The 15,763-nt window shown below is 57.7% G+C and carries 20 protein-coding genes and 3 pseudogenes; 7 read left to right on the top strand and 16 right to left on the bottom strand.

The window, feature by feature from the left end:
* Positions 1-74 precede the first annotated feature (74 nt).
* Positions 75-374: pseudogene (locus tag NCT03_RS32965) on the top strand (integrase core domain-containing protein); the annotation flags it as partial.
* A gap of 37 nt (positions 375-411) precedes the next feature.
* Here NCT03_RS32965 and NCT03_RS32960 read toward each other — a convergent pair.
* A complete protein-coding gene (locus tag NCT03_RS32960) occupies positions 412-747 on the bottom strand; it encodes a hypothetical protein (RefSeq protein ID WP_250470183.1) in 336 nt (111 codons plus the stop codon).
* 493 nt (positions 748-1,240) lie between these two features.
* Between NCT03_RS32960 and NCT03_RS32955 the strand changes: the two genes are divergently transcribed.
* The gene (locus NCT03_RS32955) at positions 1,241-3,574 is read left to right on the top strand and encodes a PAS domain-containing hybrid sensor histidine kinase/response regulator (protein ID WP_250495442.1); all 2,334 of its coding nucleotides are present in this window, start codon (positions 1,241-1,243) and stop codon (positions 3,572-3,574) included.
* A gap of 34 nt (positions 3,575-3,608) precedes the next feature.
* Here NCT03_RS32955 and NCT03_RS32950 read toward each other — a convergent pair.
* Together NCT03_RS32950 and NCT03_RS32945 are read right to left on the bottom strand one after the other, a co-directional pair.
* A pseudogene (locus tag NCT03_RS32950) lies at positions 3,609-3,746 on the bottom strand (transposase domain-containing protein); the annotation flags it as partial.
* A 19-nt stretch (positions 3,747-3,765) separates the two neighbouring features.
* Positions 3,766-4,080 (bottom strand): hypothetical protein, encoded by a 315-nt coding sequence (locus NCT03_RS32945; RefSeq protein ID WP_244832081.1) that lies wholly within the window; start codon positions 4,078-4,080, stop codon positions 3,766-3,768.
* Positions 4,081-4,399: 319 nt separating this feature from the next.
* On the opposite strand from NCT03_RS32945, the gene NCT03_RS32940 reads away from it, so the two are divergent.
* Positions 4,400-4,864: a hypothetical protein gene (locus tag NCT03_RS32940; protein ID WP_244832082.1), complete on the top strand. Its 465-nt coding sequence runs from the start codon at positions 4,400-4,402 to the stop codon at positions 4,862-4,864.
* Positions 4,865-4,961: 97 nt separating this feature from the next.
* Here the strand turns inward: NCT03_RS32940 and NCT03_RS32935 are convergent, their stop codons facing one another.
* Complete coding sequence (locus NCT03_RS32935) at positions 4,962-5,312, bottom strand: hypothetical protein (RefSeq protein ID WP_250470179.1); 351 nt, start codon at positions 5,310-5,312, stop codon at positions 4,962-4,964.
* Between the two features lie 33 nt (positions 5,313-5,345).
* Positions 5,346-5,846, bottom strand: a complete 501-nt coding sequence (locus NCT03_RS32930; protein WP_250470185.1) for a relaxase domain-containing protein — start codon at positions 5,844-5,846, stop codon at positions 5,346-5,348.
* A 126-nt stretch (positions 5,847-5,972) separates the two neighbouring features.
* On the opposite strand from NCT03_RS32930, the gene NCT03_RS32925 reads away from it, so the two are divergent.
* Positions 5,973-6,500 (top strand): hypothetical protein, encoded by a 528-nt coding sequence (locus NCT03_RS32925; protein WP_250495441.1) that lies wholly within the window; start codon positions 5,973-5,975, stop codon positions 6,498-6,500.
* A 95-nt stretch (positions 6,501-6,595) separates the two neighbouring features.
* Here NCT03_RS32925 and NCT03_RS32920 read toward each other — a convergent pair whose 3' ends face one another.
* Positions 6,596-6,976 carry a hypothetical protein gene (locus NCT03_RS32920; protein ID WP_250470177.1) on the bottom strand — a complete coding sequence of 127 codons (381 nt, stop codon included), beginning with the start codon at positions 6,974-6,976 and terminating at the stop codon, positions 6,596-6,598.
* A gap of 141 nt (positions 6,977-7,117) precedes the next feature.
* On the opposite strand from NCT03_RS32920, the gene NCT03_RS32915 reads away from it, so the two are divergent.
* Entirely contained in the window at positions 7,118-7,387 is a 270-nt protein-coding gene (locus NCT03_RS32915) for a hypothetical protein (RefSeq protein ID WP_250470174.1), read from the top strand.
* Between the two features lie 70 nt (positions 7,388-7,457).
* Here the strand turns inward: NCT03_RS32915 and NCT03_RS32910 are convergent, their stop codons facing one another.
* The 6 genes from NCT03_RS32910 to NCT03_RS34300 all read right to left on the bottom strand — a co-directional run bounded on the left by NCT03_RS32910 (position 7,458) and on the right by NCT03_RS34300 (position 10,799).
* Entirely contained in the window at positions 7,458-7,688 is a 231-nt protein-coding gene (locus NCT03_RS32910) for a hypothetical protein (protein ID WP_250495440.1), read from the bottom strand.
* 260 nt (positions 7,689-7,948) lie between these two features.
* On the bottom strand, positions 7,949-8,449 hold the full coding sequence (locus NCT03_RS32905; RefSeq protein WP_250495439.1) for a TniQ family protein: 501 nt from the start codon (positions 8,447-8,449) through the stop codon (positions 7,949-7,951).
* Positions 8,436-9,005: a TniB family NTP-binding protein gene (locus NCT03_RS32900; protein ID WP_250470170.1), complete on the bottom strand. Its 570-nt coding sequence runs from the start codon at positions 9,003-9,005 to the stop codon at positions 8,436-8,438. The genes NCT03_RS32905 and NCT03_RS32900 overlap by 14 nt, the downstream gene beginning before the upstream one ends.
* Entirely contained in the window at positions 8,888-9,307 is a 420-nt protein-coding gene (locus tag NCT03_RS32895) for a TniB family NTP-binding protein (RefSeq protein WP_250470168.1), read from the bottom strand. Before NCT03_RS32895 ends, NCT03_RS32900 begins: the two co-directional genes overlap by 118 nt.
* A gap of 8 nt (positions 9,308-9,315) precedes the next feature.
* On the bottom strand, positions 9,316-10,698 hold the full coding sequence (locus NCT03_RS32890) for a TnsB C-terminal domain-containing protein (RefSeq protein WP_250495438.1): 1,383 nt from the start codon (positions 10,696-10,698) through the stop codon (positions 9,316-9,318).
* Entirely contained in the window at positions 10,695-10,799 is a 105-nt protein-coding gene (locus tag NCT03_RS34300) for a hypothetical protein (protein ID WP_350030207.1), read from the bottom strand. The genes NCT03_RS32890 and NCT03_RS34300 overlap by 4 nt, the downstream gene beginning before the upstream one ends.
* Before the next feature lie 341 nt (positions 10,800-11,140).
* On the opposite strand from NCT03_RS34300, the gene NCT03_RS33965 reads away from it, so the two are divergent.
* Positions 11,141-11,269: a hypothetical protein gene (locus NCT03_RS33965; RefSeq protein ID WP_284503571.1), complete on the top strand. Its 129-nt coding sequence runs from the start codon at positions 11,141-11,143 to the stop codon at positions 11,267-11,269.
* 1,191 nt (positions 11,270-12,460) lie between these two features.
* On the opposite strand, the gene NCT03_RS32885 is transcribed toward NCT03_RS33965, so the two are convergent.
* Positions 12,461-12,805 carry a response regulator gene (locus NCT03_RS32885; RefSeq protein ID WP_250470165.1) on the bottom strand — a complete coding sequence of 115 codons (345 nt, stop codon included), beginning with the start codon at positions 12,803-12,805 and terminating at the stop codon, positions 12,461-12,463.
* A gap of 524 nt (positions 12,806-13,329) precedes the next feature.
* Between NCT03_RS32885 and NCT03_RS32880 the strand changes: the two genes are divergently transcribed.
* Positions 13,330-13,689 (top strand): ElaB/YgaM/YqjD family protein, encoded by a 360-nt coding sequence (locus NCT03_RS32880; protein WP_250470164.1) that lies wholly within the window; start codon positions 13,330-13,332, stop codon positions 13,687-13,689.
* Between the two features lie 1,202 nt (positions 13,690-14,891).
* Here NCT03_RS32880 and NCT03_RS32875 read toward each other — a convergent pair.
* From NCT03_RS32875 to NCT03_RS32865, 3 genes and pseudogenes are all read right to left on the bottom strand, one after another.
* Positions 14,892-15,113 carry a hypothetical protein gene (locus NCT03_RS32875; RefSeq protein WP_250495437.1) on the bottom strand — a complete coding sequence of 74 codons (222 nt, stop codon included), beginning with the start codon at positions 15,111-15,113 and terminating at the stop codon, positions 14,892-14,894.
* Between the two features lie 256 nt (positions 15,114-15,369).
* Positions 15,370-15,534, bottom strand: a pseudogene (locus tag NCT03_RS32870) (transposase); the annotation flags it as partial.
* Between the two features lie 36 nt (positions 15,535-15,570).
* Positions 15,571-15,763, bottom strand: a 193-nt coding sequence (locus tag NCT03_RS32865) for an IS3 family transposase (RefSeq protein ID WP_250495436.1), incomplete at its 5' end; no start/stop codon positions are given.

Genomic DNA, 15,763 nt, shown 5'->3' with positions numbered 1-15,763 from the left:
GACGCCTGCAGAAGCTCTGGACGAATACCTAAAATCTGTTCAACAATCCAGTGTTGCGACGACCGGTTGAATCCGCCCAATACCTCAGCATTCGGTACACCGAACGTTTGGTGGACGTGGGCGTTGAGCCATCTGTCGGAACTGTCGGCGAGTCCTATGACAATGCTCTGGCCGAAACGATCAACGGCTTGTATAAGGCCGAAGTTGTACATCGGCGTTCATGGCGCACACTCCAAGACGTCGAGCTCGCCACGCTCGAATGGGTTCACTGGTGTAACCACCATCGGCTGCTCGGCCCGCTCGGGTACGTATCGCCTGCGCAAGCAGAGGAAGTCTACAATCGGAATCTGGTGCGATCCGCTCGCGCGGCGTAGCGCCCAACTCGGCGGTCTCCGACAAAGTCGGGGCGGTTCAGTTTAGACCCGTCAATGAATCATGCCGCGCAAGGGAATCGCTTCTATTTTGCTCCGCCCGCAACGCAGCGAACGCTTTACGCTGGATGGCAAGTAACCCCGCTATGCGCACGCCAGGGAATATCAGAGCGAGAGCTGAAAACCCGGTCGAGGTCAAGATAAAGCGCCACCGCTCTGCGGCTTCGAAATTAGCTTCGTAAGAAAGACCCAGTAAGGCCGTCGTCCAGCCTTCGAGTTTCAGTTCCCAGAGACCGGAGAGTACGGAGACCGTCAGAAGCGTTGCTAAGACGAATCTGGCGGCCTGTGCGGAGGAATGGGGCGTGAATCGATGCATGGTTATCGATTGCTTGGGGGATAGACCAGCTAACGACAGTTATCACCGTAAAATTAGGCTCAGACCAGTTGCGTCGCGAAGCGCGCGTCAATCGAAGTGAGTCGCAGGCTGGGAGGAGAGCATTTGCATAGCGTGCCTCAATCTAAGACTAACCCCCGGATTGGTGCGTGTGGAATCGCTACTGCAGCACTGGTCTGGCGACGACGCGGCGTTGATCGAAAAGGTCACGAAGATTTGTTCTGCCTCAAAACGTTATTCGGGCAGGCACCAACAACCACATCGGACTAGTTCTTTTAGCGTACTAGCCAGAAACATCTGATGTCCTCAGGCCGTCGCTTTCAAGCATTCATACTCTTCAGCTGAAGAGCGCATGCATCTCGTTTAGATAGAAGAAATCGTCAGACGTGCGATATCATCGGGCGGTTCAACTGGTCAGTGCTCGAGACGGATCACACGAGCATTTTCTTAAGCGCCTAGTTAGCTGAGGTACGCGATGGCAGCAAGTCTCGACGAATTGGTTGTTTCGCTTGCCCGCTGCAGATCCAACGAGGCGTTGCTTGAACGGGCCTTGGCGAGCTCACGCATCGGTGCATGGCTTTGGGACCTCGAACACAACACGGCGACTCTTACGCCCGTCGCTGCCGAGATCTACGGCTATTCTGAAGATACCGGTGAGGTCCCGCTGAACGAACTGTGGGACCGAGTTGCCCCTGAGAAGCGCAATCAGTTCGCAGAAGCGGTATCAGATGCGTTGCGTCGGGACGCGCCGTTCGAGCTTACGTTTCCATTCGTTATCGCGAATGGCGAGCGACGTCTGTTTCAACTCAAGGGCGAAAGCGAAGTCGACGCAACGCAGTCGCGTATTACACGAGTCTTCGGCGTGACTTATGACGTGACGGAGCTTTACCGGCTACAGGCGCAATTGCTTGCGAGCGAGCGTAGACATCGTGCGTTGACAGAACTCAGTAGCGAACTTGCCTGGGCGACTGACGCTTCGGGCCATCAAATTCTCATGGGCGCGGAAGAGTGGGCACGATTCACGGGTTTCGCCACTCGCCAACGAATCGATGCAGGATGGTTCGACGCCGTGCATCCGGACGACCGCGAACGCGTCCGTCGTCAATGGCGTGGCGTCGTTAAGGATCGGCTCTGCAGCACGTTAGCGTTTCGCTTGATGCAGCGCGAGCAAGGCTATCGTTCGATGACGGCGCGCATCGTGCCTATCTTCGACGATACAGACGAGCTCGTCGAATGGTTCTGCGTGACCGTGGACCGGACGCAGGAAGAGGAGGGGATTGCAGCGATCAAGGATCGCGATCTCCGGCTGTTCGTTGCAATGCGGGGTGCGCGCACGACAACCGGCCACGTTGATCTGAGCAACTGGTGCGTCCACTGGGACGATGATCAAACGTCGTTGAACGACGCAGATGGCACAACAGGCCTACCCTATTCAAGCGTCTTGACCCGAGTGCATCCAGAAGACCGAGGGCTCGTTGACGCTGCGTTGCAAACAGCGGCTCGCGGCGAGATGTTTGACCACCCAATCGAATTTCGAACGGTTGCTGATGGCGGAGCGCAGTGGGTGCAAGGCTGTATTGTCTTACAGCGCGATAGCGAAGGACACCCGCATCGCCTCGTCGGCAGTGTGGTCGATATCAACGAACGTAAGCAACTTGAACTGACGCTGCGTGATTCCGATCGCCGCAAGGACGAGTTTCTTGCAATGCTAGCGCATGAGCTGCGAAATCCATTGGCGCCGATGAGAACCGCGATCACATTGTTAGAGCGTCCGGAGCAGTCTGAGCAGCGCGCCTCGGACCTTGTAGGCATGATTCATCGTCAGATCGACAGCATGGCGCGTCTGGTCGACGATCTCCTGGACGTCTCACGCATCACGCATGGGCAAATTAAGCTTCAGCGTACTCCAATGCTGGTTGGCTCGGCAGTCTACGCGGCACTCGAAACGGTTGCGTCGATGACGACGAGCCGTCGACAGAACGTTTCGGTCCAACTGCCGTTAACGCCCGTCTGGGTCTGCGGCGATGCCACGCGGCTCTCGCAAGTGCTCGTGAACGTACTGAATAATGCGAGTAAGTACACGCAAGAAGAAGGGAGCATTCGAATCGCAGTGGCCGCATTGAGCGACACGGCCACCATTACGATGTCCGATAACGGCAGCGGCATCTCGCCGACCCTGCTTCCTCACATATTCGACTTGTTCTCCCAAGGCGAACGGACACTCGATCGGTCCGAAGGCGGCCTCGGGATCGGCTTGTCGCTCGTGAAGCGGTTGGTACAACTTCATGATGGAGCCATATCGTTGACGAGCCCGGGACCGGGCTTGGGTACGACCGTCACGATCAATTTGCCGCTGATTCATCCGGATAACGCCCAGCCGGTGGAAGATTCTTTCATGCCCGACTTAGGAGCCCTTGGGTCCGGTGCGGCACGCGTACTGATTGTCGACGACAATCATGATGCAGCCGATTCGTTGGGAATGTTGTGCGAGGTCGAGGGGCACACTGCGACCGTCGTGTACGAATCGAGAGCTGCCATCGACGCGGTCGAAACTCAGCACTTTGATGTGGCACTCCTCGATATAGGTCTGCCGGAGATCGACGGATACGAACTCGCCAGACGAATCAGGGACAAGGGATCAGCGAAGCCGGTGCTGATTGCGGTTACCGGTTATGGACAAGCGGAGGACCACCTGCGTACCCAGGCGGCTGGATTCGATCATCATCTCGTGAAGCCGATAGATGTTCAGCGCCTGCTAGATCTTCTCGATCGTGAACGCAATAGCGCTTTAAACGGAAACGCGCATTAAACGGTGTCCCTTGCGCATTGCCATGCAACATGCGTCAGGCCATGGTTGGGTTCAGTCGCCAGGGCAGCAAAGCCTCGTAGTCGTCGGCGGTGTGCGCGTGCGGTAGACCTTTGAACAACGCGATGAGGTATTGGTACGGCTCAATGCTGTTGGCTTTGCAGGTCTCCGAAAGGATAGCGCAAGCAAGAACGTCAGTCGCCGCGATCCGCAGCAAACGGGCCAATCGCGCGCTTTGCGAGCTCGACGGACCGCATCGCGCGCTCGAACGATGGAAACTTTTGCGCGATGGAAACGCCTACGTCGGCGAGACGCTTCTCGATTTTCGCGGCGTCTTCGCCGCGTCCGCCCTCCACGTGAACCGAGAAGGAGCCGTCATTGTTGGAGAAGACTCGGATCGAAAATCCGCGATGCGACTCCCGGTATTCGATGGAGGACGCCGGCTCGGGTCCATCGGGGCGTCGCGCCTCCTTCGGCGCGGCGGCGTCCGCCGCGTCGTCGGCGTTCATGGACAAGGCGCGCTTGGCGCGCTGGGCCGCAGCCCGCCAGTTTGTCGGGAAGCACATTTTCTTTTCGTTTTCTTTTTGGGTTTTTGAATGTTTTCGGCACCAAATTGCCCTCGGCGCTCAATGAGTTTCGCGCCGCAAGCTAGCCAGAGCAGTGCGCAATCGCACACCGAGCGCCGACTAGAGCCATCGCTCAATTAAGCCGTCGGGCGTTTCAGGCAAGGCGGAGCGCGAGCTAAAGATGCGGGCGGCCGGGCCGACAACACGTTGACGACAGCGATGGCAGAGATGGCCGCGCCTTCTCCTACAAAAGCGAGCGGACATGAAAGAAGAAAGCGTTGATTTGCGGGCGATGCTCGCGGAGCTTCGCGACGCCAGAAAGTTGGCCGAGCGAGCGGGCGCGAGCCTGCGCGAAGAAGAGCGAGAAATCGAAGCGCTTCGGGCGGCGTCTCTGGCCGCCCTTCGGAACGCAAAGCGACGAGGCGGGCACGGCGCGCAGGGCGCTCTGCGCCTTGAGGAAGCGTTCAACCGCATTTTGTCCACGCCATGCCTTTCGGTGGCCGCAGGCCTGCGAGATTGCGCGCGAGCAGCGCAAGAGCTTGAGCCCGTCATCGAGCAAGCGGAGGCGAATCGCTCCGGAGCGGAGGAGGGGGAAGCCGCGCGCCACCTGCGCGATTTCGCCAAGAGTTTTGCGGCGATGCTTCAACTCGCGCAGGCGGCGGAGAAAAACAACGAAGAAGCGCGGGGGTGTTTGCTTCAAATTCGCGCGGCGGCCGCGCTGATGTGAGTCGCCGGATTTCTTGACTCGTCGTGCTTTTTGGTCGCTTTTTTGGCTATACACGGTCGCCCGCGGCCAAGCGTTTAAGGTCCGTTGTGTGGTCGCGTCACTTGATCTCGATTTCAAGGCCGTCGGCGTCGCGCACGTCTCCCCGCTCGACGAGGCAGGCCCTGGCGCGCGCGTTGAGCCCCTGACTTCCAAGCGCGTTCCGGCGATCATGATTCTCTTCGGCAGCTCTGCCTTGTCGCCGGCCCATGCGGCCACAAGCGACTCGGCGGCGGCCGCTTGGCTTTGCAAAAAGCGCAAGCGCCCATGCGCGTTGAGCAATCGAAGCGCGGGCATCGCGCTTAAGCTCGGTCTTCAAGGCGTCGAACCGCGCGGCGACGAGGCGAGGGTCGACGCGATGCTGAAGGTCGCAGGCGCCGTTGCGAACGCGGCGGCTGATTGTCGCCTCCAAAATCCAGCGTCGCGCGCGAGGTGAAGACAGGCGTCAGCAGCTCAATCTTGCCGAGCTGAACAACGCGCTCAAATTCCATGAACTGATCGAGTTCGGCCAAGCATTCGGCCGCGCAGATGAGGGCCAAGGCATGTTGCGGGGCGCGCACGATTGTTTTTTAGTCAGTCGAGCCAACAGCTCAGCATGGTCAATGCGAAACGCGGGGCGGGCTCCATTCATCGGAACTCGCTCGCTTGTCCCGTTGAACAGGAACGCGTGGACGTGCAACTGCGGATCAAGCGCGCGGCTCGCGAAGTACGTATAGCACGCGGCGATCGACGCTTCCGCGAACTGCTTGACTGCGCCGCCGCGCCCGTGACGAGTGATCGACGCTTGCTCGGCGTAGCCGAGCGCCGGTCGCGCCACGTCGTGAAGGCAGGCGACAAGCTCCGCGCTCGTCGCGGCGTCTGTGGCAGCGAAGACCACTGAGACGTCTTTGGGCGCGAAGGCCATGTCGTGGCCCATGACATGCGCGTCGCCCGCGCCTTGCGTCAACGGCTCGCTGGTCAAAGGATGAAGGCCGCGCGAGAGCCGCTCGACTTGCTCGGGCCCGCAATCTCACCCAAGCTGAGAGCGTCTTCTCCGGGGCATGTCCAGAAGGGCGGAGGGCCAAGATCCGGGGTGTTTTCCTCGCGCGTAATCGTCGAAGTCGCCGCGTTGGCGCGTGCTGGGGACGCCCAGATAATCAAGGTAGCTGTCGCCGCCAAACTTTTTAGTTTGATTCTTGGCGGAAAGTCGTCATCGACAAGGGCGGCCGCTTTGTGGGTCGCGGACTCTTCGGAGAGCGTTGTCGATGGAAGGCATGAGGGTCAAGATGAGCGCAAGTGGGACAAGCGAAGCTTGCGCGCGACGGCAAGCGGATTGGCGAGCGCTCGCGTCTCGCGCAGGGGGAGGCTGCACCTCGGCGGAGAATTTCACCAATTCTCTCCACGTCAGCGCCGGGCCGATTCGGAAATGCAAAACCAGACAAGCTCAACGCAAATCCCTGCGTTCACCGAAAACGATGCCGTTCTTGAGTTGCTGGTCAAATTCAAAGGAGAAAGAATGTCATGCGTCAGCGATTCGGCCATCATCGACGCTGTGCTTGCCACGCTTCACGTCAAGGGGCCTTCGGTCCGTCGTGCGCGCGCAGGAAATAAGCCCAGGTGACATGTAGCTGATCGTCTTGCGAGCGACTTTTAGACGCCGATTCTGCCGTGGAAAGCGGCGGCCATGAGTCTCTTTCAAGCTTTTGCAGGATCAGGTTACGCGATCACCATGCAGCTCACTTCGGAAAAGCTGAATTGCAGAGGCATATAGCCGAGGGGCTTGATTCTCAGTTCGCAACGGCAGAAGCGATCGCGGCATTCCACAACGTAGTCTCGATCGACCTGATCCTTTTCGCCTTTGGCGTTGAGCTTGGCGCCAACGCGAACGCTCATGATGCGTGCAGTGTCTGCAATTGCGGCGGCGAATTCTTTGTAAATTCGATCAAGCTTTTCGCTTGTCGTTGGGGCGTTTCCCGCCGTTCCATGTTGTCGTCGCCTCGCTGGAAAGCCGACAACCTCTCTTGCCGAACCGTACGCAACAATGGCTCCGCGCCTTTGTTTTCTCTTTGCCAACTGACGGCAGGCTGCGTTGGCCATGGCGAAAGGCGGCGCCTAGATCTTCTGTTCGCATGCGGGGGCGACTCCCTCGCGCGCGCCCTCGTTTTTTGCAGGGGCGAGAAAACGCCTTGGCGTAGAATGCCGAAAAATCTTCCGCGTCGGCGTCGGGCCGAATTGACAATGCAAAATCAGACAGGCTCCAGGCAAACCTCCGCGCTCATTGTCGGCGGATTCTCGACCGACGACGTCGACTACGTCGTGGCGGTGGAGAATGAAGACGGCAGCCTCCGCGAGTTGCTGGTCATCTCCAAGAAGGGGGGCGTGTCGGTCGTGCCCGCCTCCGCATCGATCCCCGCAGCCCTCGCCACGCTCCGCCATAAAGGCGCACCGGTTTTGCATGTGAGACTGCCAAGTCCGGCTCCGATCCCTCCGCACGAGCATTCGCCGTGATGGAAGTTCGCCGTGCAACAAGATTCAAGGCGCCGGCTTCGCCGCGGGACGGGGCGCGCAGGCGTCGGGCCTAATCAATTTTCTCGGTCAATTCATGGTCTGCGTCGGTCCCATGTCCAACGTTTTCCTCTGAGGCGCCCGGCGCGGAGAAGTCGGAGAAGTTGATTCGCGGAGGCGTGTAGCCACGCGGTTTGATTCTCAGCTCGCAAAGAAAAAATCGATCGCGGAACTCCACCACGTAGTCTCGAACTGGAGCCGTTTCGCCTTCGGCGTTGAGCCCGACTCTGATGTCAGCGCTCATGATGCGCACAGTGCGCGCGATCGCGACGGCCAATTCTTCGTAAATCCGGTCAGGATTTTCGCTTGTCGTCAGGGGCGTTTCTCAATGGTCCATGGCGGCCGCGCCTCGCTGGAAAGCGACAACCTCTCTCGCCCAGCCTCGCGCGTCAATGGCTCGCTCGCCTCTTTCCTCTCTCCCGACTGAGGGAGGGCGGCTTCAGCCGCTGTTGAGGGGCTTAAATTATGCTACTGGGTGCACTAATTCTGCTAATACACCGTAGGTCAGGCGATTTGAAGGTTCTGCCGGTACTTGCTTACCAGATTAAGCAGCCGATCCATGTTTCGTGCTCGCCGCGCAATTGCTGCTAGAAACTGCTCGAGTGTTGTTCCGTGCAACTCGCAGGCGGCGATGTCGGTGTCGAGCCATATCCGCTTCGAACGGGGGGCGGCTATATCAACAGGATTGAGCATAAGACATCGAAAGCAGTAGAGCAGGTGCGGACGGTCTGACATCCACTTGGATGGGGTTTGGATCCGCGCAAGTCGGTGAGGGTCCAGACGGGCGATACTTGATAGCGTGAGGAGCGCACCTTCCGATAACGGAGGAAACAGAACCCAGCCGGTATTACCCAGAGTGGGGAATTCGCCTAGCCGATGAAACTCCCATATCTGAGCGACGCTCAACTGATAGCGACTGGCGACACGTCCCAGCCAGCTTCCGAACGCCTCATCAGCGAAGGGGCGAGGCGAAACCGGACACGGACGCAGGTCATTGGACCGCAACGCTGCTTATCTGTTCAAGATGATCAAGCCGTATTGCTTCGTCGCCGTTACGGATGGCGCATTCAGCGGCAGCGTTTAAGATTCGGGAGACTTCACCAGTGAGGCCGGAACTGGCAGCCAGGACGTATTGGGCGATGTCTCGCTGAGCGAGCCCGGACGGACACCGCAGCGGTAGAATGCGCTCGAATGCAGACAGAAGCCTGCGAAAGGTTTCACTCTCCATCCAGCGCGGTATCTCGAACGGTGTAAAGCGGCTAACCATCTGCGCGTCGCTCTGCAGGGCGAGCACTGCGTCATCGGTGCCAACCAGAACGATGCTGGCGCGCAGGTCATTCGCGAGAAATTTCAATAAATTGAGCGCAGCACGCTGCTCCCGGTATGTCCCGGCTAGCAGATGATGGATCTCGTCGACGACGAGCATGCTAGGCGCCATTCGTCTCAGCAGGTCCCGCGCCAGCCGCTCAAGGACGGCGAGGCTTGCTGCAGGGTTATGCGGAGCGCCCAGTTCGAACAGCAATGCTGAGTAGAAGCGATGTTGGTCGGGTGTCGGCGGCATCTGCATTGAAATGATAGGGCGCAGTTCACACCAAGTCGATCGTCGAATTCGTCGGGGTGCTGTCGCCGGAACTTGGCAATGATTTGGGTTTTGCCGATATTGGAGTCGCCGTGCAGCACCAGACACGGCATGCGTTCCCGTCGCGGAGTTGCGAGCAGGCGCTCAAGGGTATCGAGCGCCTGAGTGGCGCGCGGATAATCGATCCATCGGTCGCGCAGTAGGGATTGGATACGCGACGCGTTGTCGAGCTGGGCCTGTGGTCTGATGGCCGGCAGCAGGTGTCCGAGCGGATCGTTCTTCATCGTCCGTTTCACCAAGGTTCGGCGTCGTAAGCGGGCGCCGGCTTGCTGTAATCGACCGGTCCGGGCTGTGGACTAGCTGCGAGGGACTGCGGTACAGGAAACGGGGCAGGCGACGCCTGTGAGTGCACATGCCTCGTTGGTTGCCCGTCGTGCATCTTGGCACGACGCGTGTCGCGTTTTGCCTGTGCAAGCAATCGATGTTGCTCTTCGATCGCTCGGAAGATCATCGCTTCAGAAATCGGATTTTGTCCCTGATCACGCAGAAGGCGGACAATGGCGCGTTGTTCGCGAAGCGAGATCGGGGGTCGTCTCAAATCAGCAAATCGCGCCTCAACAAAGGGCTTGCCCGGCACGCTGATGAATATCCTTGAGAGGTCATCAGGATGGTAACGAATCACTACCTCACGTTGTTCTAGCCGCCATGCGGCGAACACTGGACGCCAATAGCGTAGGTGGAATAGGGTGATCCCGTCTGCTTGGACCGTTCGCCTGGCGATAGGAAGAAACTGCAGCAGGAACTTCCATTGTGCTTCCGGTGCTGGAAGCAGGGTCGGTGCCGCTGCAGCGCCAGTTAGGGCAGCCCATGTGCTGGCCGGCGTCGCGCCACGCAGCCCGCGGTGCGCACTGTGGTGGTAGCGCTGTCCGATCTCTATAGCAAGCCATTGCTCAAATTCGTTCAACGTCAAAGCGGCCTGTTTTTCGGACGAGCGAGCCTTGCGCCCCTTGGGAGATGATCCTGTCGTACCCGGCAGACCATGCACTCTCTCCATCAGCGTACGGTTCAACCGCTCGATATGGCCGCCAAAATGCGGGCGGCCGATCGGGCGATACATGAGTTCAATGCCGTATTCCGAGCAGCCAGTCCTTAACGCCTGGCTCTTGAACTCGGCTGCGTTATCTAGATGCAGCACTTTTGGTACGCCGCGCATTGGCCATTCGATCTGCAAGCCGAGCCTACCGAGCCATGCATCCTTGGGTAGAGCAACACGCGTGAGTAGAAGTGCGACCGTTGCTGCGCCCGGACGCTCCATGCCGACGTAGAAGCCCACTACAGAGCGGCTCGCCACGTCGATCGCCACAGAAAGCCAAGGTCGACCGATTGGCCGACGTGAAGCGGCATCAACGACCATGACATCTGCCTGAGTGTGATCAACCTGCACAATGTCCATCGGACTTCCCACGAGAAAGTTTCCCGGAACATGTTTGCCGGTCTCAGCCATACTGCCGGCCTCCCGGTGTACCGTTAATCGCCGGGCGACCGTATTGCGTCCTGGAGGAGTCACACCCGTTTCTACACATCGACGTCGGATTTCGAGTGTGAAGTCGGCCAGCGGGTGAGCCAGTTGCAGCTGCTTGGGAAGCCAGGTCGTGAACACCTCGTCGATGATCATCTCGGCTCTAGACGGTTGTTCCCTGCCTTGGGACCCCGCTCGCGAGGCCAGACCGCGCTGGTGACAGGATCTGCCAGGAACCGCTTGCGTAACCGATACACCGTTGTCCAGTGCACGCCGAGAAGATGGGCCGCCTGCTGAGCCTGTCTTTCTGAAAGTGATCCGCTCCCAAGCGGGACGGAGTATGCCGGCAATGACCGCTTCGCGGCCCTGGTTTCCGGCGCTCTTGAGCATGATGAACCGAATGGCAGGCTGATGAGCCTACATTAGTACAATTAGTGGACCGCCAACGGGTATTAGCAGACTTAGTGAGCACAACCTCGCGAAACGTTGCGCTGTTGCAACAAGGTCAATGCGTTAGATGAGTCGAATTTCTCAGTCGAATCAGCGGGTTATTGAGATTTCTCATTAGCAGAAATAGTGCACTACATTAGCGGAATTAGTGGACCTCAACATCTCAACGGGTCAAGCGGTCGTTGCGACCGTGGTGAACAATGAGCGCGAGGTGATCGCGCTGGCGCATGCGGTTCGTCATGAGGCCGACATTCGATTTCTTCCCGCAGTCGAGTGAGCTGATGCCAGGCGCAACAGTGGTATCGAAATCCACAGAGTTGCGCTCCCGATTGAGCCGTAGCCGTTTTGACTTCTGACGTTGGAAAAAACGAGGGCACCGCCCCGGGCGAACAGGTCGTTTCCCGCGCGTCGCTGGCGATAAATAGTGTGGCCGTGAATCAAAGACGAGCTGGAAGGCGTTGGCAAGAAGGTCAAGGGCACGATCGAAGAGGCCGACGAAAAGATGAACGATGGTCTGCGCCAGGGGGCGAAGGACGACGCACAACAGGCGGATGATGAAGGCGGAACCCCGTGGATGGCGCCAAAAACATCTGAACGACGGAACTGATGACGCGTCGGAATATCGTCTGTTGCTGCGCCTAGACGTTGATCGAATGAACGCCCGCGTTCACATTTGCTGGCTCTTACTCACCATTCGGCCCGGCTTGCTCTAGATGCCGTTGCTCGATTACAAGCGCACCCCCGATGCGGGACAAGCATCGCCAAGCGTCCATGGGAGCGGTACACCGTACATCGGCCAGGCGAACAGGCTGACAGAATTTCCATCGATCTCAAGAACAGGACCGTGAAATGTCACGCGTAGTGCAACTCCCCAATAGTTTGGCGGCAATCGATCGCTACGCCAATGAAGCGAAGCGGCGAATCGAACTCAAATCCGCAGGGCGTAGCGCTCTCTCAATGCAGGAAGCGGAGGCAATTAAGCAGGAGCGGCGACTCCTTGAGAAACTCCAGGAACGTCGGCGGGTCATTCTTGCGAGCTGGAGGCTTTGAGGCCGGCTGTCGTTCCGCTCCTCGAGCGGGGCGACTGGAAAAAACGGCTTATTCTTTGAACTGATGCAGCAGCGAAAGAGCGAGGCCAGCGATGGCCACTACGGATCTTTGATTTCGACATGGGATCGGGAAAGAAACCTTGCTCTCGCACAGCTTCTTCCACCGCCTGCGGGCTGACGCATCCGCTGATCGCTCCGATAGGGTTTCCATTCACCGCCAGATGCCCGGACCAACGGCGGCTCGGGGCGCGGAAGGCCCTTGAAGTAAGCACCTTCACCGAGTGGCATCGGCCGACGACGTGGAGCAAGGCGTAAAAAGAACGAAATGAGAATACGCTGACGCAGGCAACGGCCTCAGTTCGTGAAAAGGCCGAGGCTCGAAAAGGACTGTGGCACGATGCCTTGCGGAGCTAAGCAAACTAACAACCGCTTATGACCGCCTCGAGTGCCTCGCGATCAACAGGTTTAAGTAGATATCCATCGAACGGTGCCAGTTCCTGCTCGGATAAATCCGATCGTCCAGTAATGGCGACAACGCATGCCTGCGAGTTTTGGCTGGCTTCCCGGAACTGCTGACATAGGTGGCGGCCATCGATGTCAGGTAATCCAAGATCAAGAAAAATAGCGTCGTAGACGGTATTGGCTGTCAGTTTCAATGCGGTCGCACCGTCATATGCAACTTCGGCCCGATGCCCCAGATCATTGGCAAGCGCACCGAACGCATCAGCCAGACGGGAATCGTCCTCGACAAAAAGTATAAGCATGGAATCGCCAATTTAGTTCTGAATAGGTCAAGCAACGGGACTGCCCCTAGTCGCGCCTCACGACGATGGCGTCCACGCGCGTCTTTAACGATTTGTACAATGCCAGCGCGTACGTCGTCAAACGTTCGGTAGGGGCGCCGGCGCCCGCCGGCATGCATCGATGTTAATCATCCAAACTTAGCGACCGTGCTGTTCGAGATTGTCCAATCAGCCGATTATCAACCGTCAACACTCAAACCTATCTTTTGCCATCCCAGCGCCCGGCCGGAAAACTTGTTAGTCAAAGCGCAAAGAAAAACCCGCGAAGCGCGGGTCAGGTCTAACCGGCCTTATCAACTCAAATATCGCCTCCCCTTCGCACTTGGCTGGAAACAAACAGCAACCGTCCGGGAAAAGAACGCGATCATCCGCGTCAGCGGGTTCTGTGATAGTGGAACAGTGATTGCTCGTCTATCAGAGAACTGCTAAAAGTCGAACTTCCGAACCGATTGAACTCAACGCCGCTCAACCCTCAAGGCGATGTCATGGACGAAACTCCTAAGAAATCCGTCAACTCCTTGGTTACCGAAAGAAATGGGAGTGCTTACCCGTTCCCTGCCGGTGAGGAAGATGCCCCACCACCGAGAAGCGAATCTTCGGCGGTAGGCAGCGAAGGAAGTTTCCGCGATGCGTCGCAGTCTTGGGACGCTGACGCCAACACCCCTCCGTCGGCCGCGGAAGGTGTCAGAACGAAGAAAAAGCTTTCCGACGTCCAAGATGCGTTGGGCAAAAGATATCGAGTCGCGAATGAAACAACCGATGATTTCGTGCACGACAGTCCTTGGAAAGCGATCGTCATGGCTGCATTGGGTGGTGTAGTAATAGGAATGCTGATCTCACGGTGAGCCGAGCCGATGCGCGGCCTAACGTTCCGCGCAGATCCATCATCGAAAGGCAGCCGTCTTTCATCGGGAGAGCCAAGTTGCCAACAGGTCACCGTGCTCGTTTGAGTCGTGCAGGGGTGTCCACCTGGACTGTCAAGAAGGGCTTTCATACGGAAGAAGTCGGCATGGTTACCGCAAAGATTTTCGGAATTTTGGCCCTAGTCTGCTCGGTTGCTGCGCTGGCGGACCAAAATGAAAGACCCCGAAACGCGGCGACGGTCGTTGGCGAGCCAACCAGAAATGATCCTTTGCCTTTACAAGATAACGCTACCGATGTGTCGACGTATTTGCACTCAGACGATCGATATCCGTCTAACCCTGCGACTGGGCCAAGCATAAAGAACGACGTCTCCGGATCGGGGCCAGAACGACCGTCGCCACCAAACGAGCCTGCTTCGCCAGGCAGTGGAATGAAGAAACCATATTAAAACTATGGGGCGCGGGATGGGGCTCATTCGTCAGCCCGATTGCAACTTGTCATGGCCTCTTGGAAACCCCTCTCGACAAAGCCATTTCCGCGTCTGCTCGATTGAACTACTACTGCGATGGGACGCGGTTCCGGGACGGATTCAACGACGTAAACATCGAGGGCCGAAACTCCCTTTTCTCGGAGAGAGGCTGAGTCATCGCGGTTATCACCATCGACAAGTCCGCGGCTTTCCATGTGGTTAAGCTGAGGGACAACATTCAGCCCGGCAATGGCGTCGCAAACATCGCGACACGTACCAACTGGTACGATCGTTATATCTTTAAAAATCTGTTGGTAAAGCGGCCTATCGAGACTTGCCTCTGTCCCTTCTACAGCTTGCCATACGTGTTGGCCGAAGTACTGGTACAAAAAGTCAAGCTGATAACAAAACTGAAGTTGTTTCGTACACCTGTCGACCAAACCTTGTCGACGACGTGGTTGTTTATCGGCGTCTCGTTCAGGTTGAAGCCGGCCCGTTAAGACTTGTGAAACGAGCCGCTCAAGTTTGCAATGTTGGTGCCGTTGATAGGGGGATGCAGCGCCTCGGCTGCTGTCTCTCAGTGGTTTGGCTCGCCATCGGTGGCGGCCCCTTTTTTCGGCACCCCTTCCCGCGTTTTGACTGCACGAGGGATCGCAACCTCGCACCGTCCATGTTTGACAAGAAGAAAACATGCTGTCTGAGAACGAATGCCTCTTACATTTTCAAAAAGTACAACATAATAAACACCGTCGGCAAACCCATTGCGGCCGTGGCAAGCCCGATGACGATCAGAACGTCGTAGACATGCATCCGTTCCTCAAACTCCTGCTGCCGTTTCAGGACCGGATCGGCGGCCAAGCGGTCATAGTTCAGCGAAATGTTCTCAACTTGCCTCTTGGGGCTCGGCCAAGAATTGGATGTGAAGGGTGTCATCATCGTTGTCCAGTTGGAAACCAGTCAAGCCGACCACGGGCGAGGTCGCCTCTTGCATGAATCCTACTGGGATCGTTGCGGCGCAATTCGAGGAGCACGGCAGAGATCGGCCCTCTAATTAGGGCATAGGCCTTGCATAACCCTGATTAATAGCGGCCATTAGAGACACACATATGCTCGAGCGCGCGTTGCTTTCTGCAGCGCGTCGAACCTCGATAAAAATTTTAAGGCTCTTTTGAAAACGGAGTGGTAACGGGGCTCATCGGGCATGCTCATTAAAGCGCGAGAAGTCGAATTTTCCGGCGATGAGAAACAGGACAGTGCGCATGGTTTCGAAGCGAGCGTACCCGCGTGCTTTGCGTTTGGCGGCCTGAAACAGGCCGTTGATGGCTTCGATGAAGCCGTTGGTCTGGCGCGTCTGTGAAGCGCACCGGGAACTTCGGAGACGGTTTTGCTGGAGTTACGCTGCCATCGGCATTCCAGCGATTTGCTCATAGTAGCGGGCTTCCGCTTCGGCCGGCGCGATGTTGCCGATCGGCTCAAGTAGGCGTCGATGATTAAACCAGTCCACCCATTCAAGCGTGGCGAGTTCAACCGCCTGCACGTTACGCCATGGTCCGCGACGATGAATAACTTCTGCCTTGTAAAGGCCG

This window comes from Caballeronia sp. GAWG1-1, from assembly GCF_023631465.1.
GTDB lineage: Bacteria > Pseudomonadota > Gammaproteobacteria > Burkholderiales > Burkholderiaceae > Caballeronia.
Note: the sequence above shows the minus strand (reverse complement) of the source record. Positions and strands in the feature narration are given on the sequence as shown.